Here is an 18962-nt window from a genome sequence, read left to right as displayed (position 1 = left end):
CCGCTGCCAAGCGGAATCTGGAGGCTGAGATCACAAGCATGAGCAACGCGCGCCCCGACCTGTCAACGGCTCCTGCCACTTCGAGCCCGGTCGCCCGCAACCCCCGTATTCTTCTCGCTGGCAGTCATCAGCCGACCTTGCTGCGCTGCCTCGACGGCTGGCCACGCCGTGGCGGCAAGCCCAGCGCCTTTTTGATCCAGTTCACCGATGACGCCGCCACATTGGCCGGCTTCGCCACCGATCGCTTCGATCTGGCGGTAGTGCAGGCGCCCAGCGCCGAGCAGCGTGAAGATGTGCTGGGCCACATCACTCGCATCGCCCGGCAGGGCCTGATCAAGCTGTCCTGATCACTGCGCCTTGTTGTACTCGATCAGGGTGATCCACCAGCACACCTCGCCGGTCGGGGTCTGCACCATGGCTTCATCATCGACCTGCTTTTTCAGCAGCGCTCGGGCCATTGGCGAATCGATCGAGATGTAGTCCATGCGCTGGTAGATCTCGTCGTAGCCGACCACGCGAAAGCGCTTGGTTTCACCGGCTTCGTTTTCGATCTCCACCCAGGCACCGAAAAACACCCGGCCTTCCTGTTCGGGGGCGTAGTCGACCACGCGCATGTCTTCGAGGCGTTTGCGCAGGTAGCGTACGCGGCGGTCGATTTCGCGCAGCAGTTTCTTGTTGTACTGGTAGTCGGCGTTCTCGCTGCGATCGCCGAGCGAGGCCGCCCAGGCCACCTTTTGCGTAATCTCCGGGCGGTACTCGCGCCACAGGTAGTCCAGCTCTTTTTTCAGGGCTTCATGACCCTCGCGGGTGATGATCTTGGTACTGAAAACCTTGTTCTCGCTCACGACCTGTCCTTAACCTTCACGTAGCACCGTCAATGGGCTGGCATTCAACGCCCGGCGTGTGCCGAATATACCGGCAGCGCCGATCAGCAGTGCGCCTATCAGCGGCAATGTCAGCAACCAGGGATGCGGACTCCATTGCAGGTGGAAGGCGAAGCGATACAGCACCCAACTGATCAACTCGGTGCCCAGCGCCGCCAGCAAGCCACTGGCCGCGCCCAGCAGGCCGAATTCGATGCGCCGCGCCTTGACCAGCAAACGCCGCTCCGCACCCAAGGCCCGGAGCAGTGCGCCTTGGCGGATGCGCTCGTCCAGGGTCGCCTGCAAGCCCGAAAACAGCACCGTCATGCCTGCTGCCAGGACGAACAGCAGCACATACTCCACCGCCAGGGTGACTTGGGCCAGAATGCTGCGCAGTTGTTCGAGCAGGGCCTCGACCTGCAGTAACGTCGCCGCCGGGAAGGCCCGCGCCAGTTCAACGATTTGTTGGTCGTGACCCGGCGCCAGATAGAAGCTGGTGAGGTAGGTGGTCGGCAGGTCCTTGAGGGTGCCGGGTTGGAAGATCATGAAAAAGTTGGGCTGGAAGTTGTCCCAGCTGACGTCGCGCAGGCTGGTGACCTTGACGTCGCGGATCATGCCGCCGACGTTGAAGGTCAGGGTATCGCCCAGTTTCAGCTTCAGGCTGTCGGCCAGTTTCGCCTCGACCGAGACACCCGGCACCGCACTGTCGGCAGCGGCGGTGGTGGTGGTGCTCCACCATTGCCCTGCGGTGATGCGGTTGCCGCTGGGCAGATCCGCGGACCAGGTCAGGCTGAGATCCCGTTGCGTAGCGTTTTCGCCGCGCGAATCGGCGGTGACAGACTCGGCCACGGGCTTGCCATTGATGCTGGTCAGACGCCCCGGCACGATCGGATACAAGGGGGCGGCGCGCGCGGAGATATCGCGCAGATGATCAGCGAACGCCTGCTTTTCAGCGGGCAGGATATTGAGCACGAAGTAGTTCGGCGCATCCTTGGGCAACTGGTTCTGCCAGGTATCCAGCAGTTCGCCACGCAGCAGCGCGATCAGCGCCATCGACAGCAGGATCAGACCGAACGCCAGCGCCTGGCCGGCGGCGGCCAGTGGATGGCGCAGCAATTGGCCCAGCCCCAGACGCCAGGGCAGCGGGGCATCGACCAGCAGGCGGCGCAGGCTTTGCAGGCCCAGCAGCAACAGCCCTCCCAGCAGCAGGGCGGCGATCAGCCCGCCGCCGAGCAGGGCGAAGGTCAGCAGCAGGTCGAGGCTCAAGCGCCACATGATCAGCCCCAGCGCCAGCAGTGCGACGCCGTAAGTCGCCCAAGTACTGGTGGCCACCGGCAGCATGTCCCGGCGCAGCACGCGCAACGGTGGAACCCGGCCCAAGCCGGCCAGTGGCGGCAAGGCAAAACCGGCCAGCGCCACCAGGCCGGTGGCGATACCCGCCAGTGCCGGCAGCGCCCCGCCCGCTGGCAAGGTGCCTGGCAACAGGCCTTGCAGCAGAGCGAAAAGCCCCAGTTGCGCGACCCAGCCGAGCAAGGCGCCAGCAACGCAGGCCAGGCCGCCGAGCACGGCCAGCTGAATGCAGAACAGCAGCATGACCTCACGGCGCGACAACCCCAGGCAGCGCAACAGCGCGCTGGCGTCGAAGCGGCGCATGGCGTAGCGGCTGGCCGACAGCGCCACCGCGACACCGGCCAGCAGCACCGCGACCAGGCTGGCCATGTTCAGGTAGCGCTCGGCCTTGCCCAAGGCGCCGCCGATCTGCTGGTTGCTGTCGCGGGAGTCGAGCAGGCGCTGGTTGGGATCGAGGTGTTCGGCCAGCGTCTGGCGCCACGCGGCCAGCACGTCGGGCTGGCCACTCCACAGCTCGCGATAGGTCACGCGGCTGCCGGGCTGGATGATGCCGGTGGCGGGCAGGTCATCGAGATTGATCATCACCCGTGGCGTCAGGCTGTAGAAGTTGCCGGCGCGATCCGGCTCGTAGGTCAGCACCCGACTCAGGCGCAGGGTCTTCTGGCCGACATCGATACTGTCGCCGATGTTCAGGTTCAGGGCCGCCAGCAGACGCGGCTCGACCCAGGCCTCACCGGGTGCGGGGCGGCCGCCGGCGGTCTCGGCGCCATACGCTTGGGCGGCACTCTTGAGTTCGCCACGCAAGGGGTAGCGGTTGTCGACGGCCTTGATGCTCGACAACTGGATGCCGCTGTCGGTGGCGATCACGCTGGTGAATTCCGCCACCCGCGCGTGCGCCAGTGTCGGTGCCTGGAGCTGTTCGGGCCGCGCTGCGCTGGAGCCTTGCAGCACCAGGTCGGCGCCGAGGAATTCGGTGGCGCGCAGGAGCATGGCGCCGTTCAGGCGAGCGCCGAAATAGCCGATGGCGGTACTGGCGGTCACGGCCACCAGCAGGGCGAAAAACAGCACACGCAGCTCGCCGGAACGGGCGTCGCGCAACAGTTGGCGCAGGGCGAGGCTGAACAGGCGCGGCAGGGGCAGGCGAGTCATCAAGGCTCCAGAGGGGCGACCAGACGTCCGGCGTCCAGGCGAATCAAGCGGTGGCAGCGGTGCGCGAGGCGCTCGTCGTGGGTGACCAGCACCAGAGTGGTGCCGCGCTCCTTGTTGAGTTCGAACAGCAAGTCGCTGATGCGTTCACCGGTATGGCTGTCGAGGTTGCCGGTGGGCTCATCGGCGAATAGCACGTCGGGTTCGGCGGCGAAGGCGCGGGCGATGGCTACCCGCTGTTGCTCGCCGCCGGACAGCTGACGTGGCGAATGGCTCAGGCGTGCGCCCAGGCCGACCCGTTCGAGCAGGCCGCGGGCACGTTCGCGGGCGTCGCTGCGACCGTCCAGTTCCAGCGGCAGCATGACGTTTTCCAAGGCATTGAGGCTGTCGAGCAGTTGGAACGACTGGAACACGAAGCCCACATGTTCGGCGCGCACGCGGGCGCGCTGGTCTTCGTCGAGGGTGCTCAGGTCGCGCCCGGCCAGGGTCACGCGCCCGGCACTGGGCAAATCGAGGCCGGCGAGCAGCCCCAGCAGGGTCGATTTGCCCGAGCCGGAGGCGCCGACGATGGCCAGGCTGTCGCCTTGCTTCAAATCCAGGGAAAGATGGTGCAGGATGGTCAGTTCGCCTTCCGCGCTGGGCACGACCTTGCTCAGGTCCTGCGCGGTGAGAATGCTACGAGTGGTCATGGAGATTCCCGATGCGTGTCTGGTTGATGAGTGCTGGCCTGGCCTTGATGTGTCTGGCGCAGAATGCCGCGGCGGGTACAGTCCTGATCGTGGGCGATAGTATCAGTGCCGGTTTCGGCCTGGATACCTCCAAGGGCTGGGTCGCGCTGCTGCAGCAACGGCTTGAGCACGAGGGTTTCAGCGATAAAGTGGTCAATGCCTCGATCACCGGTGACACCAGCGGTGGCGCCCAGGCGCGGCTGGCACCGCTGCTTGCCGCCAACAAGCCGGACCTGGTGATCCTCGAGCTGGGAGGCAACGATGGCTTGCGCGGTCAGCCGCCCGCGCAATTGCAACAAAACCTTTCAATGATGATCGACAGCGCCAGAGGCGTGGGTGCCAAGGTGCTGCTGCTGGGCATGCAACTGCCGCCTAACTACGGCAAGCGCTACACCGATGCGTTCGCCAAGGTCTATGCGGATCTGGCGCAGCAGAAGTCCGTGGCGTTGGTGCCGTTTTTTCTTCAGGGCGTCGGCGGGGTGCCGGCTCTGATGCAGGCGGATGGCCTGCACCCGGCGGCAGGGGCGCAGGGGATGTTGCTGGATAACGTCTGGCCGGTGCTCAAGCCATTGCTGTAGGCGGCTCGGACTGGCGCTCATATTTGCTGATGATCCCCTTTTCTATGCGGGCCCTTTCGGCTAATGTGGCGCCCCCGATTTGGAGCCCCCGATGCCGCGTCCCGCCTGGTCACTTTTTGCCTACCAACTGATCGAGCCTGACGAGCAACTCGACCTGTTCGCCTGCCAGGAAAGTCGTGTGCATATGGTGGCGCGGCAGCTGGAGCTGGGTGGCTCGATCGATCGCACCCTGTGCGGCACCTTGTTGCCGGCGCAGCCGCGGTGGTCCGGGGTGGCCAAGGCTATCTACCGCGACCAGCGCCTGTGTCGGCTGTGCCGGGCAATTCTGATGGCGCAGCGCAAGGGCACCCGGCCGATCTGGCCAGAGCTGCAGTCGGAGTTGTAGTCGCAGTTGTAGAAAGTTTCATGAAGGGCGCTCTCATGGCTGCTCGGCGGCCTCCCGAAGGGCGGGAGGGCAGTGTACAATCGCGGTTTTGCCCTCCCGAATGATTTGCGAAGGATTTTCCGGATGTTGCCGCGCTTTTCCGTCGTCACCCGCGCTCTTTCTCTGGCTGCTGGCCTGACTGGTGTGTTGTCCGCCACCTCGGCGATGGCGCTGGAGTTTCCCTTGCCGCCGCCTGGCGAAGACATCGTCGGTCAGGTCCAGGTGATCAAGGCCAAGTACGAAGACACCTTTGCCGACCTGGGCACCACCTTCGATCTCGGTTATCTGGAAATGATCGCCGCCAACCCCGGCGTCGACGCCTGGCTGCCCGGCGCCGGTACCCAGATCGTGCTGCCGACGCGCTTCATTCTGCCGCCGGGCCCTCGGGAAGGGATCGTCATCAACCTGGCCGAGTACCGCCTGTACTACTACCCCAAGGGGCAGAACGTGGTGCGTACGTATCCGATCGGTATCGGTCGTGATGGCTGGGGCTCCCCCATCGGCCTGACCAAGATCACCGCGAAAACCCCAAACCCTACCTGGACGCCGCCAGCGTCGGTCAAGGCCGAACACCTGGCCGATGGCGATCCGTTGCCTAACGTGGTGCCCGCCGGACCGGACAACCCGCTGGGGCCGTTCAAGTTCGGTCTGGGCTTGCCGGGTTACCTGATCCACGGTTCGAACAAGAAGTTCGGCATCGGCATGCGCACCAGTCATGGCTGCTTCCGCATGTACAACAACAACGTGCTCGAGCTGGCGACCATGGTGCCGATCGGTACGCCGGTGCGCATCATCAACGAGCCGTACAAGTTCGGTATCAGCGCCGGCAAGGTCTATCTCGAAGCGCACACGCCCTTGGATGCCAAGGGGGATCCGTCCCACGAAGACAAGCACGCCGCAGTGGTCAATGCCCTGTTGAATCGCAAGGATCTGGCCGGCAGCCTGAACATGAACTGGGACACCATGCGTGATGTGATCGCTGCCGAAGATGGTATGCCGGTAGAGATCGCGGCGCCGGGTGGGCCGGTGATCTCGTCGACGCCGACCGCGCCTTGAGCGCGGGGCATTCAAGGCTGACTCAGGCCTTGAATGTCATCCTGCAGGCGTCCACAAAAAAGCCGCCCTTTCGCGAGAAGGGGCGGCTTTTTCATGCTGAAGCCATAATCCAGGGGATTATTACTTGCGGCTGGCCTTGTCGAGCATGCGCAGAGCGCGCTCGTTGGCTTCGTCGGCAGTCTGCTGAGCTTTTTGAGCAGCAGCCAGAGCTTCGTCGGCGTGACGATAAGCTTCGTCAGCACGGGCTTGAGCACGAGCCGAAGCGTCTTCGGTAGCGGTCAGGCGAGCTTCGGTTTCTTTGGATGCGCTGCTGCAACCGGTTGCCAGAACGGCGGCCAGGGCCAGAGCAGAGAATTTCAGAACGTTATTCATCGTGTTCCCCTTAAATTTCTATTTAATAGCCATCTCTCGAGAGTGAGACAATGGCCGGCGTACATAGTACTCATTACTTGTAGTAAGTAAACTGACGAAGCGCAAGAAGCAAAAAAAATCCTGCTGCTTGATGTGTCATGCTTCATCCCGCACTTATGCAGACCTCCGGGTGGCGTTGTTGTTCCGGGAATCCCCCGTCAAACCGGCAGCCCGGCAGAGAATGCCAGGTTGAACTAGACTGATCGCTACTGAACCATAAGTGACTTTAAGTGTCTGCCAGCGTCTTAACCAACATGCAATCCAGTGTCACGTTTGCAACCATGGGGAATCGCTGTTTTATGCGTCACCCATATGACTGAGAACGACACCGCTGTCTTCGATCTGCTCTTGTCGCTGCCTTCTAGTGGCAAAGCATGCTCTAGTGGCAATGAATGAGCGTTGATCGAACAGAGGTTTCCCTCACCGATAAAACAGCGGTAAGGTAGCGGTCAAAATCCAAGACCCGCGAGGAGTAATGATGAGCGAGGCGTTGTCCATTCACCATGACCAGGCTGGTCATCAATTCGAGACCATCGTCGACGGTCACCGTGCCTACCTGACGTATATGGACCTTGGCAAGCAGACGCTGGATATCTACCGCACCTTCGTGCCGAACGAGCTGCGCGGCCAGGGCATTGCCGCGGCCTTGACCGAAGAAGCCCTCGAGTACGCCGAGCGCATGGGCTATGTGGTGATCCCGTCCTGCTCCTATGTCGAGCGCTACATGGAACTGCACCAGCGCCAGGCTGCCAAGCTGTAATTGCCGACGCGGGTTGCACAGCTATATGAAAACGCCGGGCTGAGCCCGGCGTTTTTGCGTTTGTCGCAGCCTTAGCGGCGCTTTCGCCGCGGCAACACATCCTTGAGCTTGGCGTGCATGCTGCGCAGGGTGGTCTCGGTGCTTTGCCAGTCGATGCAGGCATCGGTGATCGAGACGCCATATTGCAGGTCGGCCAGGTCCTTGGGAATGGATTGCGCGCCCCAGTTCAAGTGACTTTCCACCATTAGGCCGATGATCGAGTTGTTGCCCTCGACGATCTGGTTGGCGACGTTGTCCATCACCAAAGGCTGCAGGGCAGGGTCCTTGTTGGAGTTGGCGTGGCTGCAGTCGACCATGATGTTCGGGCGGATGCCGCCTTTTTCCAGGGCCTGCTCGCACAGTGCGACGCTGACCGAATCGTAGTTGGGCTTGCCGTTGCCGCCGCGCAGTACCACATGCCCATAGGGGTTGCCCTTGGTGGTGACGATGGATACGCCGCCTTGCGGGTTGATGCCCAGGAAACGGTGCGGGCTGGAGACCGACTGCAAGGCATTGATCGCTACCGTGAGGCCGCCATCGGTGCCGTTCTTGAAGCCCACGGCCGAGGACAGGCCAGAGGCCATTTCCCGGTGCGTCTGGGATTCGGTGGTGCGCGCGCCGATCGCCGACCAACTGATCAGGTCCTGCAGGTATTGCGGCGAAATCGGATCCAGCGCTTCGGTTGCGGTGGGCAGGCCCATTTCCGCCAGGTCCAGCAACAACTGACGGCCGATGTGCAAGCCGTCCTGGATCTTGAACGAGTCATCCAGGTATGGATCGTTGATCAGGCCTTTCCAGCCGACGGTCGTGCGTGGCTTTTCGAAATACACGCGCATCACCAGGTACAGCGTGTCGCTGACTTCCTCGGCCAGGGCCTTGAGGCGCCGGGCATACTCGTGTGCCGCTTTGATGTCGTGAATCGAGCAAGGCCCGATGACCACGAACAGGCGGTGGTCGGTGCCGTCGAGAATGTCGCGCACCACCGCACGGCCCTGGGTCACCGTATGCAAGGCGGCGTCGCTGAGGGGGATGTCCTTCTTGAGCTGATCGGGGGTGATCAGGGTCTCGTTGGACTCCACGTTCAGGTCATTGATCGGTAAATCAGCCATGGTGTTACTCATCAGGTCACAGATGGTGTCCGCCAGCGATGCCCCACACGGCGGTGCACACTATTATTCGGCGCAGCGGGGAGCGGAACCTTAACGCGATACCCCCTGCGGCGACAATGGCCAGTGGCGGCTTTGTCCCCTTGCCGATGCTGGCGAGCGCCTCGCGGCGGCGCTGCTAAGCTCTAGCAAGTTCTGCCGTTCGCAGCAGTGACAAGGGGGTTGAATGATCCGGTCCATGTTGTATGCCTCTGATCTTGGTCCGTACGCGCCTTTCGTTCTGCAGCATGCGCTGTCCATGGCCAGGGCGTTCAAGGCTGACTTGTATGTGATACACGCCGTCGAGCCCATGAGCCCGTTCGCCGAATCGGTGCTGCAGAGCTACCTCGATCCATCCACGCTCGATGACTTGCACCATGAAGGGGTGACCACGGTCATGGCCAACATCGAGCAAAAGGTCCTCGACAGCTTCGTCGACGAACTCGAAGAGCCGCAGGACCTGGCGCTGATCAGCGCCGTGCGGGTGCGCCAGGGGGATCCGGCGCAAGTCATTCTCGATCAGGTCCAGCGCCTGGAAGTCGACCTGTTGATCATCGGCAGCCACGGTGAGGGCGGCAATGCCGACATTCCCTTGGGGCGCACTGCCGCGCGGGTCCTGCAACTCAGCACCGTACCGGTATACCTGGTGCCCCTGGGGTCGACGCTGGTCAAGCGCGGGGACGGGGAGGGTTAGCCGCGCCTGATGGGCCGATACAGGTGGCGTGTAGAAAAATTTTATTACAATTAATAAAAAGTTCTATGTTTCCGGGTTTTACCATTGATATAGTTATAACCCGTCGCTGCTGCAGGTGACGTCTATCTGCTTTGAGGGAACTCTATGAAGCTTCAGCAACTGCGCTACATCTGGGAGGTGGCGCACCACGACCTCAATGTCTCCGCCACGGCGCAAAGTCTGTATACCTCGCAGCCGGGGATCAGCAAGCAGATCCGCTTGCTCGAGGATGAATTGGGAGTCGAAGTGTTCGCCCGCAGCGGCAAGCACCTGACCCGCGTGACCCCAGCGGGCGAGCGGATCATCAATACGGCCGGTGAGATTCTGCGCAAGGTCGAGAGCATCAAGCAGATCGCCCAGGAATTCTCCAACGAGAAAAAAGGCACCCTGTCGATCGCGACCACCCACACCCAGGCGCGTTATGCCTTGCCGCCGGTGATCAGCAATTTCATCAAGCAATACCCTGACGTCGCCCTGCACATGCACCAGGGTTCGCCGATGCAGATTGCCGAAATGGCCGCTGACGGCACCGTCGATTTCGCCATCGCCACCGAGGCACTCGAGTTGTTCGGTGATCTGATCATGATGCCGTGCTACCGCTGGAACCGTTGCGTCGTGGTGCCTCAGGGCCATCCCCTGACCAAGGTCGGCAAGCTGACGCTCGAAGTGCTCGCCGAGCATCCGATCGTCACCTACGTGTTCGGTTTTACCGGTCGTTCCAAGCTCGATGAGGCCTTCAGCCATCGCGGCCTGACGCCGAAAGTGGTATTCACTGCAGCCGACGCCGACGTCATCAAGACTTACGTGCGCCTGGGATTGGGTGTTGGCATCGTCGCACGCATGGCCGTGGACGAGAAGCTGGACAGCGATCTGGTGGTGCTGGACGCCGATCACCTGTTCGAAGCCAGTGTGACCAAGATCGGCTTCCGTCGCGGGACCTTCCTGCGCGGATTCATGTGCGACTTCATCGAGAAGTTCGCGCCGCACTTGACCCGGGATGTGATGGCCAAAGCCATCCAGTGCCACAACAAGCAGGAGCTCGAAGAGCTGTTTGCCGGGGTCGAGTTGCCCAAGCACTGATGCCCAGCGTGTAGCGAGGGGGCTTGCCCCCGATGACGGTGCGGCGGCAGAGATAATGTCGCTGGCACTATTTTTCGGGGGCAAGCCCCCTCGCTACAGGGGGGGCGGTGTTTTTGCTGAAGTGACTCAGGCCTTGCTGATCAGGTTGCCGGCATGCAGCCCGCATTCCTTCTGGGTCGCTTCTTCCCACCACCAGCGGCCTTCGCGCTCGTGCTGGTTCGGCAATACCGGGCGCGTGCAGGGTTCGCAGCCGATGCTGATGAAGCCTCGTTCGTGCAGGCTGTTGTAAGGCAGCTCGAGCATGCGGATATAACCCCAGACTTCCTCGCTGGTCATCTGCGCCAATGGATTGAATTTGTACAGCGGGCGATCTGGCGTCGAGAAGGCGCCGTCGATCTCCAGGGCCGCCACCTGGCTGCGGGTGCCGGGGCTCTGATCGCGGCGCTGACCGGTGGCCCAAGCCGTCACGCTCGCCAGTTTGCGGCGCAGGGGCTCGATCTTGCGCACGCCGCAGCATTCGCCATGGCCGTCCTTGTAGAAGCTGAACAAGCCTTTTTCCTTGACGAAAGGCTCCAGCTTGCTGTGGTCGGGAGACACCAGCTCGATGGCGATCTGGTAATGCTCGCGGACTTGGTCGATGAAGCGATAGGTCTCCGGGTGCAGGCGGCCGGTGTCGAGGCTGAAGACCTTGACGTTCTTGTTGAGTTTCCAGGCCATGTCCACCAGCACCACGTCTTCGGCGCCGCTGAAGGATATCCACAGATAGTCACCGAAATGGCTGAAGGCCAGTTTGAGGATGTCCTGTGGGGATTTGCTGGAGTAAGTCGCGGCGAGTTCGGCGACATCGAAGGGTTGGCTCATCAGGCGGCTTCCGGTAGTCAGTGGCGCTTGGGCGCTCGAATGATGCAATGGTAACAAAATCTTGCAGCTCAGAGCTGTTGCAGCGTATCCAGCAACACCTGCACCTTGGTCAGGGATTCGGCGTATTCGTCTTCCCAGTTCGAGTCGGCCACTACCGCGCCGCCGCCCCAGCAACTGACCTGGCCGTTCTTGATCAGCAGGCTGCGGATGGCGATGGAGCTGTCCATCGCGCCGCGCACATCCATGTACAGCATCGAGCCGCAATAGAAGCCGCGGTGGTGGGGTTCGACCTCGTCGATGATCTCCATGGCGCGGATTTTCGGCGCGCCGGTGATCGAGCCGCCCGGGAAGCTGCCGGCGATCAGATCCAGGGCGTCGGTGCCGGCGGCCAGTGTGCCGGTCACGCTGCTGACCATGTGATGCACGTTGGGATAGCTCTCCAGCGCGAACAGCTCCGGCACCTTGACCGAGCCGATCTGGCAGGTGCGCCCCAGATCGTTGCGCAGCAGGTCGACGATCATCAGGTTCTCGGCACGGTCCTTGGCGCTCGCCAGTAGCTCGGCACCGTTGGCGACGTCCTCGGCCAGCGTCGCGCCGCGGGGGCGGGTGCCTTTGATCGGGCGCGCCTCGACCTGGCCGTTACGCGCCTGAATGAAACGCTCCGGGGAAAGGCTCAGCAGGGTGCTGCCATCGGCCAGCGGCATGAACGCCGAAAATGGCGTCGGGCAGGCCGCCCGCAGCGCGCGATAGGCGCTCCAGGCATCACCCTGGCAGGGCGCGCGAAAGCGCTGAGTGAGGTTGATCTGGTAGCAATCACCGGCCTGGATATAGCCCTGGATGCGTTCGAAGGCGCCGCGGTATTGATCGGGGCTCCAGTCGCCGGTCATGGCGTGGTCGAGCTTGAACGACCTATCTTCCCCGTGGGGGCGGGTTGCGCTCGCACGTTCAGCCTGCGCTTCGAACAGTTCGGTCAGTCGTACGCGCTCCTGCTCCGCCAGCGCCGGATGAAACATCAATTGCGAGGTGCGCAGTTGGTGATCGCTGATCAATGCCCAAGCGTAGAGGCCTAATTGCGCATCGGGCAGTTGCAGGTCATCGACACTGTCGCCGGCGATGCTTTCGAGTCGCCGCCCGAAGTCGTAGCTGAGGTAGCCGATCAGCCCGCCGGCGAAGGGCAGGTCTGCGCCGGCGGGCAGTTGTGCCATGCCCAGCGCGGCGAGGCTGTGGCGCAGGCGCTGGATGAAGGTTGTGCCGGACTCGCCGGCAGCGGTTTGCAATTGTTGCAATGGCCAGGCGCTGAGCAGGTCGAAGCGCCCGCGTTCTGCGCCTGGGCGGGCACTGTCGAGCAGCACGGCGCCCGGCGCGTGACGGATCGCCTCGAACCAGCGCGTGGCGTCGGCATGATAGGGCAGGGGATAAAGGTGACAGGTGGACATGCGGGATCGTCTGGCAGGCGAAAGCGCCATATTGTAGAGGTTTTGCCAACCCTTGGGGGCGCGCCGTGATCCCTGGAGCGAGGGGGCTCGCCCCCGATGACGCTAGATCAGTCAACCTCTTGTCCCTGACCCGATTTATCGCAGGCAAAGCCTCCTCGCTACACAATCATTTGAACCGCCGCTCCACGCCTTTCTCGACGAGGATCTTGGCGGAGATTTCTTCCACTGAAAAATGCGTCGAATTGATGTGCGGAATATTCTCGCGGCGGAACAGGCTTTCGACCTCGCGCACCTCGAATTCGCACTGGGCGTAGCTGGAATAACGGCTGTTGGGTTTGCGCTCATGGCGGATCGCGGTGAGCCGGTCAGGGTCGATGGTCAAGCCGAACAGTTTGTTCTGGTGGGCTTTGAGCGCCGGCGAGAGTTGCAGGCGCTCCATATCGTCTTCGGTCAACGGATAGTTGGCCGCGCGGATGCCGAACTGCATGGCCATATAAAGGCAGGTGGGCGTCTTGCCGCAACGCGAAACACCGACCAGAATCAAGTCTGCCTTGTCGTAATAGTGGGTGCGCGCGCCGTCGTCGTTGTCCAGGGCGAAGTTCACTGCTTCGATGCGCTCCATGTAGTTGGCGTTGCGGCTGATCGAGTGGGATTTGCCCACCGAGTACGACGAGTGCGCGTTGAGCTCCATTTCCAGCGGCGCCAAAAAGGTGGAAAAGATATCGATCATGAAGCCATTGGACGTCGCCAGCACCTCGCGGATGTCCTGGTTGACGATGGTATCGAAGATGATCGGGCGCATGCCGTCGCGCTCGGCGGCGGTATTGATCTGCTGGACCATGGCGCGGGCCTTTTCGATGCTGTCGACATAGGGCCTGGTGAACTTGTTGATGGTTATGTTTTCGAATTGCGCTAGGAGACTCTGGCCCAGTGTTTCAGCGGTGATGCCAGTGCCATCCGAGATGAAGAATGCCGATCGTTTCATTGTGGGTACTGGGCCTTAAGCGCGAGGGAAGTTGTGTATATGATAGGCCCGTTTCCATGGCCTTGAACGACCGCTTTCGTCGCCGCCTCAGGCCTTGGTCACAAAGTTCGGAACGCGGTGCTGCATGACGTTGCGCGGCTCCAGGTTTTTCCTGCACACACAATACTTACAGTCAGTGGAGAGATCACCTTGGTAGAGTACGTAGTTTCCCTCGACAAGCTCGGCAAACACGACGTTGAGCGCGTGGGGGGCAAGAACGCATCCCTGGGCGAGATGATCAGCAACCTGGCGGGTGCCGGTGTCTCGGTGCCTGGCGGCTTTGCCACGACGGCTGAAGCCTATCGTGATTTCCTCGAACAGAGCGGCCTCAACGCCCAGATCCATGCTGCGCTCGACGCACTGGATGTCGATGACGTCAATGCCCTCGCCAGAACCGGCGCCCAGATCCGCACCTGGATCATGGAGGCCGAATTCCCCGAAGCTCTCAACCAGGCCATTCGCGACGAGTTTGCCGTGCTGTCCAAGGGCAACCCCGACATCGCCGTGGCTGTGCGCTCCTCGGCCACCGCCGAAGACTTGCCGGACGCCTCCTTTGCCGGTCAGCAGGAAACCTTCCTGAACATCCGTGGCGTCGAAAACGTCATCCGTGCGGCCAAGGAAGTATTCGCTTCGCTGTTCAACGACCGCGCCATTTCCTATCGCGTGCACCAGGGCTTCGATCACAAGCTGGTGGCGCTGTCGGCTGGCGTGCAGCGCATGGTGCGCTCCGAAACCGGTACCGCGGGGGTGATGTTCACCCTCGACACCGAGTCGGGCTTTCGCGACGTGGTGTTCATCACCGGCGCTTATGGCCTCGGCGAGACGGTGGTGCAAGGCGCGGTCAACCCGGACGAATTCTATGTGCACAAGCACACCCTGAAGGGCGGCCGCCCGGCCATCCTGCGGCGCAATCTGGGCAGCAAGGCCATCAAGATGATCTACGGCGACGAGGCCAGGGCCGGTCGTTCGGTCAAGACCGTCGATGTCGACAAGGCCGAGCGCGCGCGCTTCTGCCTGACTGATGCGCAGGTCAGCGAGCTGGCCAAGCAGGCGATGATCATCGAGGAGCACTACGGTTGCCCGATGGACATCGAATGGGCCCAGGACGGTGACGACCAGCAGCTCTATATCGTCCAGGCGCGTCCGGAAACCGTGAAAAGCCGCTCGAGCGGCAACGTCATGGAGCGCTACCTGCTCAAGGAAAAAGGCAAGGTGCTGGTCGAAGGCAGGGCCATTGGCCAGCGTATCGGCGCCGGCAAGGTGCGGATCATTCATGACGTCTCGGAGATGGACAAGGTCCAACCCGGCGACGTGCTGGTGTCGGACATGACCGACCCGGACTGGGAACCAGTGATGAAGCGCGCCAGCGCCATCGTCACCAACCGCGGCGGGCGCACCTGCCATGCGGCGATCATCGCCCGCGAGCTGGGCATCCCGGCGGTGGTCGGCTGCGGCAACGCCACTCAGCTGCTGGTGGACGGCCAGGGCGTGACCGTGTCCTGTGCCGAGGGCGACACTGGATACATCTTCGAAGGCGAGCTGGGTTTCGACATCAAGCAGAACTCGGTGGACGCCATGCCCGAGCTGCCGTTCAAGATCATGATGAACGTCGGCAATCCGGATCGCGCCTTCGACTTCGCCCAGTTGCCCAACGCCGGTGTCGGCCTGGCGCGGCTGGAGTTCATCATCAACCGTATGATCGGCGTGCACCCCAAGGCGCTGCTCAACTACGCCGGTCTGCCGCCGGAAATCAAGGACAGCGTCGACAAGCGCATCGCCGGCTATGACGACCCGGTGGGCTTTTATGTCGAGAAGCTGGTCGAAGGCATCAGCACTCTGGCGGCGGCGTTCTACCCGAAAAAAGTCATCGTACGGCTCTCGGACTTCAAGTCCAACGAGTACGCCAACCTCATCGGCGGCAAGCTCTACGAGCCGGAAGAAGAGAACCCGATGCTGGGTTTCCGTGGCGCATCGCGTTATATCAGCGAGTCGTTCCGCGACTGCTTCGAACTCGAATGCCGCGCTCTCAAGCGCGTGCGCAACGAGATGGGCCTGACCAACGTCGAGATCATGGTGCCATTCGTGCGCACCTTGGGCGAAGCGTCGCAGGTGGTCGATCTGCTCGCCGAGAACGGCCTGGCCCGCGGCGACAACGGCCTGCGCGTGATCATGATGTGCGAGCTGCCATCCAACGCGATTCTGGCCGAAGAGTTCCTGGAGTTCTTCGATGGCTTCTCGATCGGCTCCAACGACCTGACCCAGTTGACCCTGGGCCTGGATCGCGACTCGGGGATCATTGCGCATCTGTTCGATGAGCGAAATCCGGCGGTCAAGAAGCTGCTGGCCAATGCCATCGCCGCCTGCAACAAGGCCGGCAAATACATCGGCATTTGCGGCCAGGGGCCATCGGACCATCCGGATCTGGCCAAGTGGCTGATGGAGCAGGGTATCGAGAGTGTTTCGCTCAATCCGGACTCGGTGCTGGAAACCTGGTTCTTCCTGGCAGAGAAAGAGGCTGCGGTCTGATATCCTGATCACGCCTTGGTCGTATAGCGAGGGGGCTTGCCCCCGACAGGTCTGTCAGTCACAGCAATGCGACTGGAGGATCTTTCGGGGGCAAGCCCCCTCGCTACATTTCATGTGGCGATTCCTTCAGTTCTGGTCATTCCCCATTCTATGCAAAGCAGCAGTCAACTTTATCCCGTGGCCTTGCTCAGCGCCGATCGGCGCGGTGATCTGAGCGAGGACGTCTACCGCATCAAGGCGGCCAACAGCCCGGATGCCAGCGTCGAACTGGCCGTTACCCGTCTGGGGCTGGCCGATCAGCCCGCCGCCCGCGGCATTCCAGTGATCCTGCTGCACGGCAGCTTTGCCAATCGGCGCTTCTGGTATTCGCCCAAGAGTATCGGCCTGGGCGCCTGGCTGGCGCGTCAGGGTTTCGACGTGTGGATCCCGGAGATGCGCGGCCACGGTCTGTCGCCGCGCAACCTCGACTACAAACGTAACCGTGTAGCCGATTACGCGCAGTACGATTTGCCGGTCATCAATGCCTTCGTTCATGAACAGAACGGTCACAAGCCGCATTGGGTCGGTCATTCGCTGGGCGGTACGACCCTCGCGGCGGCGTTGGGTGGGCGCTACTTAAGCGAAGAGCAGGTGGCTTCGGTGGCCTTGTTCGGCAGCCAGATCACGCGCAATTACTGGCCGTTGAAGATCCCGCCGGTGGCCTGGGCGGGGCGCATGCTGCTCAAGCGTTTCCCCCATTTGTCGGGCGCGCGTTTCAAGCGCGGGCCTGAGGATGAGCCTATCGGCCTGGTGCTGGAAGTCATGCGCTGGTACGGCCTGTTCGGCAAGTTTCGCGATCGCCACAGCGACTGGTGGGCGGGGCTGGCGGATAACCGCGTGGCGGTGATGGCGGTGGCGGCGGCAGGGGATCTGCAAGATCCGGTCGAGGAGTGCCGCCGGCTGTTCGAACAGTTCGGCGGCGACAGCAAGCGCTTTGTCGAATTGGGCCGCAAGGCGGGCTACAGCGACGACTTCGGCCATGTCGAGATGCTGATCAGCAAACCGGCCCAGGCCGAGGTCTGGCCGTTGGTCGCGCAGTGGTTACAGGATAACGACGCTGCCGAGACGCTGCCGTTGCAGCATGCCATGTAGCGAGGGGGCTTGCCCCCGAAATCGGCGCCTTTGAGAAATGAACGATTTTTCGGGGGCAAGCCCCCCCGCTACAGGTTCTGCCGATCCATTTGCTAGACTGCAAACGCGTCTCCCATCCTCAAGTGACAGGAGTTACCCCATGCATTACCTCACACCCGATCTGTGCGATGCGTATCCCGATCTGGTCACCGTGCTGGAGCCGATGTTCAGCAATTTCGGTGGTCGAGATTCCTTTGGCGGTGAGATCGTCACGGTCAAGTGTTTCGAAGACAACTCCGTGGTCAAGTCCCAGGTCGAGCTAGATGGCAAAGGCAAGGTGCTGGTGGTCGACGGCGGCGGATCGCTGCGCTGTGCGCTGCTGGGGGACATGCTGGCCGAGAAGGCGGCGCACAACCACTGGGAGGGCCTGGTGATCTACGGCTGCATCCGTGACGTCGACATGATCGCGCAGCTTGACGTCGGGGTGCAGGCCCTGGCCACCCATCCGCGCAAGACCGACAAGCGCGGCATCGGCGACCTGAATGTCATCGTGCATTTCGCCGGTGTCACGTTTCGCCCCGGAGAATTCATCTACGCCGACAATAACGGCGTTATCGTATCGCCCGAACCGCTGAAAATGCCCGAATAACCCGTAGTACAGGCTGTGGAGTGAGGATGTTCGAGGAAGAAAACGCGCAGTGGGGGCTGGTGCATGCCCTGGTGCTGGACGGCAAGGGCGGTGCGCGTGCGATAGCTAGAACCGAGATCGATGACCTGGTACTGCAGCCGGCCGAGAGCCTCTGGCTGCACTGGGATCGTGGCCATCCGCAGACCCAGAGCTGGCTGCGCACCAGCAGCGGGCTCAACGCGTTCACCTGCGACTTGCTGCTGGAAGAGAACACCCGGCCGCGCCTGCTGCCGTTGCCGGACTGCCAGCTGCTGCTGTTTTTGCGCGGGGTCAATCTCAACCCGGGTGCCGAGCCCGAAGACATGGTCTCGGTGCGCATTTTTGCCGAGGCGCAGCGGGTGGTGTCGTTGCGTCTGCGACCACTGCGCGCCACGGATGAATTGCTGGCTCAGTTGCAGGCCGGTGTCGGGCCGAAGACGGCGTCCGAAGTCATCCTTTATCTGGCGCAATACCTGACCGAAAAGGTCCAGGCGCTGGTGGGTGACCTGTCCGAAGCCGTGGATAACGAAGAAGACAAGGTCGATGCCGATGAACGCTACGCGCCCGAGCATGGCAGTCTCCTGCATTTCCGTCGGCGTGCGGCCGGGCTGCGACGTTTTCTGGCGCCTCAGCGTGATATCTATGCACAGCTGGCGCGGCACAAGCTGCCGTGGTTCGAGGATGACGACGGCGATTACTGGAACGAACTCAACAACAGCCTGATTCGTTACCTCGAGGAGCTGGAGCTGACCCGCGAGCGCGTCGGCTTGCTGCTGGAGGCCGAGGACCGGCGCCTGAGCGAGCGCATGAACCGCACCATGTACCGGTTCGGCGTGGTGACCGGGGTGTTTCTGCCCATGACCTTCATTACCGGCTTGCTGGGCATGAACGTCGGGGCGATTCCCTTGGCGCAAAGCCCACATGGGTTCGAGATTGCCTGCTCGCTGATGATGCTGGTCGCGCTAGGGCAGTGGTGGCTGTTCCGGCGCTTGCGTTGGGTATGACGGGAGCTGGGTAACCAGATG

Annotated in this window: 19 protein-coding genes; 11 read left to right on the top strand and 8 right to left on the bottom strand. The window is 62.3% G+C overall.

The genetic code is table 11. The features are described from left to right. Positions 1–38 precede the first annotated feature (38 nt). Positions 39–347 (top strand): class I SAM-dependent methyltransferase, encoded by a 309-nt coding sequence (locus tag AC3WJP_RS03905; protein WP_493719905.1) that lies wholly within the window; start codon positions 39–41, stop codon positions 345–347. On the opposite strand, the gene greB is transcribed toward AC3WJP_RS03905, so the two are convergent. From greB to AC3WJP_RS03890, 3 genes are read right to left on the bottom strand one after another with little or no spacing between them, the layout of a single operon-like run. Beyond that, positions 348–845 (bottom strand): transcription elongation factor GreB, encoded by a 498-nt coding sequence (greB, locus tag AC3WJP_RS03900; RefSeq protein WP_226506576.1) that lies wholly within the window; start codon positions 843–845, stop codon positions 348–350. A gap of 9 nt (positions 846–854) precedes the next feature. Next, on the bottom strand, positions 855–3362 hold the full coding sequence (locus AC3WJP_RS03895) for an ABC transporter permease (RefSeq protein WP_493719904.1): 2508 nt from the start codon (positions 3360–3362) through the stop codon (positions 855–857). Continuing rightward, on the bottom strand, positions 3362–4048 hold the full coding sequence (locus AC3WJP_RS03890; protein WP_493719903.1) for an ABC transporter ATP-binding protein: 687 nt from the start codon (positions 4046–4048) through the stop codon (positions 3362–3364). The genes AC3WJP_RS03895 and AC3WJP_RS03890 overlap by 1 nt, the downstream gene beginning before the upstream one ends. An 11-nt stretch (positions 4049–4059) precedes the next feature. Between AC3WJP_RS03890 and AC3WJP_RS03885 the strand changes: the two genes are divergently transcribed. From AC3WJP_RS03885 to AC3WJP_RS03875, 3 genes are all read left to right on the top strand, one after another. Continuing rightward, the gene (locus tag AC3WJP_RS03885) at positions 4060–4665 is read left to right on the top strand and encodes an arylesterase (RefSeq protein ID WP_493719902.1); all 606 of its coding nucleotides are present in this window, start codon (positions 4060–4062) and stop codon (positions 4663–4665) included. A 91-nt stretch (positions 4666–4756) separates the two neighbouring features. Next, a complete protein-coding gene (locus AC3WJP_RS03880) occupies positions 4757–5050 on the top strand; it encodes a hypothetical protein (RefSeq protein ID WP_226506572.1) in 294 nt (97 codons plus the stop codon). A 123-nt stretch (positions 5051–5173) separates the two neighbouring features. Then, positions 5174–6145, top strand: coding sequence for a L,D-transpeptidase family protein (locus AC3WJP_RS03875; protein WP_493719901.1), 972 nt, complete (start codon positions 5174–5176; stop codon positions 6143–6145). 120 nt (positions 6146–6265) lie between these two features. On the opposite strand, the gene AC3WJP_RS03870 is transcribed toward AC3WJP_RS03875, so the two are convergent. Further along, on the bottom strand, positions 6266–6517 hold the full coding sequence (locus tag AC3WJP_RS03870) for an Lpp/OprI family alanine-zipper lipoprotein (RefSeq protein ID WP_226506570.1): 252 nt from the start codon (positions 6515–6517) through the stop codon (positions 6266–6268). A 517-nt stretch (positions 6518–7034) separates the two neighbouring features. On the opposite strand from AC3WJP_RS03870, the gene AC3WJP_RS03865 reads away from it, so the two are divergent. Then, positions 7035–7316, top strand: coding sequence for a GNAT family N-acetyltransferase (locus tag AC3WJP_RS03865; protein ID WP_493719900.1), 282 nt, complete (start codon positions 7035–7037; stop codon positions 7314–7316). 71 nt (positions 7317–7387) lie between these two features. Here the strand turns inward: AC3WJP_RS03865 and AC3WJP_RS03860 are convergent, their stop codons facing one another. Next, positions 7388–8464, bottom strand: coding sequence for a 3-deoxy-7-phosphoheptulonate synthase (locus AC3WJP_RS03860; RefSeq protein WP_493719899.1), 1077 nt, complete (start codon positions 8462–8464; stop codon positions 7388–7390). A gap of 223 nt (positions 8465–8687) precedes the next feature. Between AC3WJP_RS03860 and AC3WJP_RS03855 the strand changes: the two genes are divergently transcribed. Further along, positions 8688–9194: a universal stress protein gene (locus tag AC3WJP_RS03855; RefSeq protein ID WP_493719898.1), complete on the top strand. Its 507-nt coding sequence runs from the start codon at positions 8688–8690 to the stop codon at positions 9192–9194. A gap of 144 nt (positions 9195–9338) precedes the next feature. After that, entirely contained in the window at positions 9339–10313 is a 975-nt protein-coding gene (cysB, locus tag AC3WJP_RS03850; protein WP_226506566.1) for an HTH-type transcriptional regulator CysB, read from the top strand. Between the two features lie 126 nt (positions 10314–10439). On the opposite strand, the gene AC3WJP_RS03845 is transcribed toward cysB, so the two are convergent. From AC3WJP_RS03845 to ppsR, 3 genes are all read right to left on the bottom strand, one after another. Beyond that, complete coding sequence (locus AC3WJP_RS03845) at positions 10440–11174, bottom strand: phosphoadenylyl-sulfate reductase (protein ID WP_493719897.1); 735 nt, start codon at positions 11172–11174, stop codon at positions 10440–10442. Between the two features lie 68 nt (positions 11175–11242). Further along, positions 11243–12610, bottom strand: a complete 1368-nt coding sequence (gene pabB, locus AC3WJP_RS03840; protein WP_493719896.1) for an aminodeoxychorismate synthase component I — start codon at positions 12608–12610, stop codon at positions 11243–11245. A gap of 166 nt (positions 12611–12776) precedes the next feature. Next, a complete protein-coding gene (gene ppsR / locus AC3WJP_RS03835; RefSeq protein WP_493719895.1) occupies positions 12777–13595 on the bottom strand; it encodes a posphoenolpyruvate synthetase regulatory kinase/phosphorylase PpsR in 819 nt (272 codons plus the stop codon). A gap of 189 nt (positions 13596–13784) precedes the next feature. Between ppsR and ppsA the strand changes: the two genes are divergently transcribed. From ppsA to AC3WJP_RS03815, 4 genes are all read left to right on the top strand, one after another. Beyond that, entirely contained in the window at positions 13785–16160 is a 2376-nt protein-coding gene (gene ppsA, locus AC3WJP_RS03830) for a phosphoenolpyruvate synthase (protein ID WP_493719894.1), read from the top strand. Between the two features lie 150 nt (positions 16161–16310). Continuing rightward, positions 16311–17291, top strand: coding sequence for an alpha/beta fold hydrolase (locus AC3WJP_RS03825; protein WP_493719893.1), 981 nt, complete (start codon positions 16311–16313; stop codon positions 17289–17291). Between the two features lie 139 nt (positions 17292–17430). Further along, positions 17431–17919 (top strand): ribonuclease E activity regulator RraA, encoded by a 489-nt coding sequence (gene rraA, locus AC3WJP_RS03820; RefSeq protein ID WP_493719892.1) that lies wholly within the window; start codon positions 17431–17433, stop codon positions 17917–17919. Between the two features lie 26 nt (positions 17920–17945). Next, positions 17946–18941 (top strand): zinc transporter ZntB, encoded by a 996-nt coding sequence (locus AC3WJP_RS03815; RefSeq protein ID WP_493719891.1) that lies wholly within the window; start codon positions 17946–17948, stop codon positions 18939–18941. Positions 18942–18962 lie beyond the last annotated feature (21 nt).

The organism is Pseudomonas sp. GW821-FHT01A09, from assembly GCF_058986725.1.
Note: the sequence above shows the minus strand (reverse complement) of the source record. Positions and strands in the feature narration are given on the sequence as shown.

Coding starts and splice junctions, on each gene's coding strand:
- AC3WJP_RS03905 (WP_493719905.1), top strand. CDS start 39: ATGAGCAACGCGCGCCCCGACCTGTCAACGGCTCCTGCCACTTCGAGC.
- AC3WJP_RS03895 (WP_493719904.1), bottom strand. CDS start 3,362: ATGACTCGCCTGCCCCTGCCGCGCCTGTTCAGCCTCGCCCTGCGCCAA.
- AC3WJP_RS03890 (WP_493719903.1), bottom strand. CDS start 4,048: ATGACCACTCGTAGCATTCTCACCGCGCAGGACCTGAGCAAGGTCGTG.
- AC3WJP_RS03885 (WP_493719902.1), top strand. CDS start 4,060: ATGCGTGTCTGGTTGATGAGTGCTGGCCTGGCCTTGATGTGTCTGGCG.
- AC3WJP_RS03880 (WP_226506572.1), top strand. CDS start 4,757: ATGCCGCGTCCCGCCTGGTCACTTTTTGCCTACCAACTGATCGAGCCT.
- AC3WJP_RS03875 (WP_493719901.1), top strand. CDS start 5,174: ATGTTGCCGCGCTTTTCCGTCGTCACCCGCGCTCTTTCTCTGGCTGCT.
- AC3WJP_RS03870 (WP_226506570.1), bottom strand. CDS start 6,517: ATGAATAACGTTCTGAAATTCTCTGCTCTGGCCCTGGCCGCCGTTCTG.
- AC3WJP_RS03865 (WP_493719900.1), top strand. CDS start 7,035: ATGAGCGAGGCGTTGTCCATTCACCATGACCAGGCTGGTCATCAATTC.
- AC3WJP_RS03860 (WP_493719899.1), bottom strand. CDS start 8,464: ATGGCTGATTTACCGATCAATGACCTGAACGTGGAGTCCAACGAGACC.
- AC3WJP_RS03855 (WP_493719898.1), top strand. CDS start 8,688: ATGATCCGGTCCATGTTGTATGCCTCTGATCTTGGTCCGTACGCGCCT.
- cysB (WP_226506566.1), top strand. CDS start 9,339: ATGAAGCTTCAGCAACTGCGCTACATCTGGGAGGTGGCGCACCACGAC.
- AC3WJP_RS03845 (WP_493719897.1), bottom strand. CDS start 11,174: ATGAGCCAACCCTTCGATGTCGCCGAACTCGCCGCGACTTACTCCAGC.
- pabB (WP_493719896.1), bottom strand. CDS start 12,610: ATGTCCACCTGTCACCTTTATCCCCTGCCCTATCATGCCGACGCCACG.
- ppsR (WP_493719895.1), bottom strand. CDS start 13,595: ATGAAACGATCGGCATTCTTCATCTCGGATGGCACTGGCATCACCGCT.
- AC3WJP_RS03825 (WP_493719893.1), top strand. CDS start 16,311: ATGCAAAGCAGCAGTCAACTTTATCCCGTGGCCTTGCTCAGCGCCGAT.
- rraA (WP_493719892.1), top strand. CDS start 17,431: ATGCATTACCTCACACCCGATCTGTGCGATGCGTATCCCGATCTGGTC.
- AC3WJP_RS03815 (WP_493719891.1), top strand. CDS start 17,946: ATGTTCGAGGAAGAAAACGCGCAGTGGGGGCTGGTGCATGCCCTGGTG.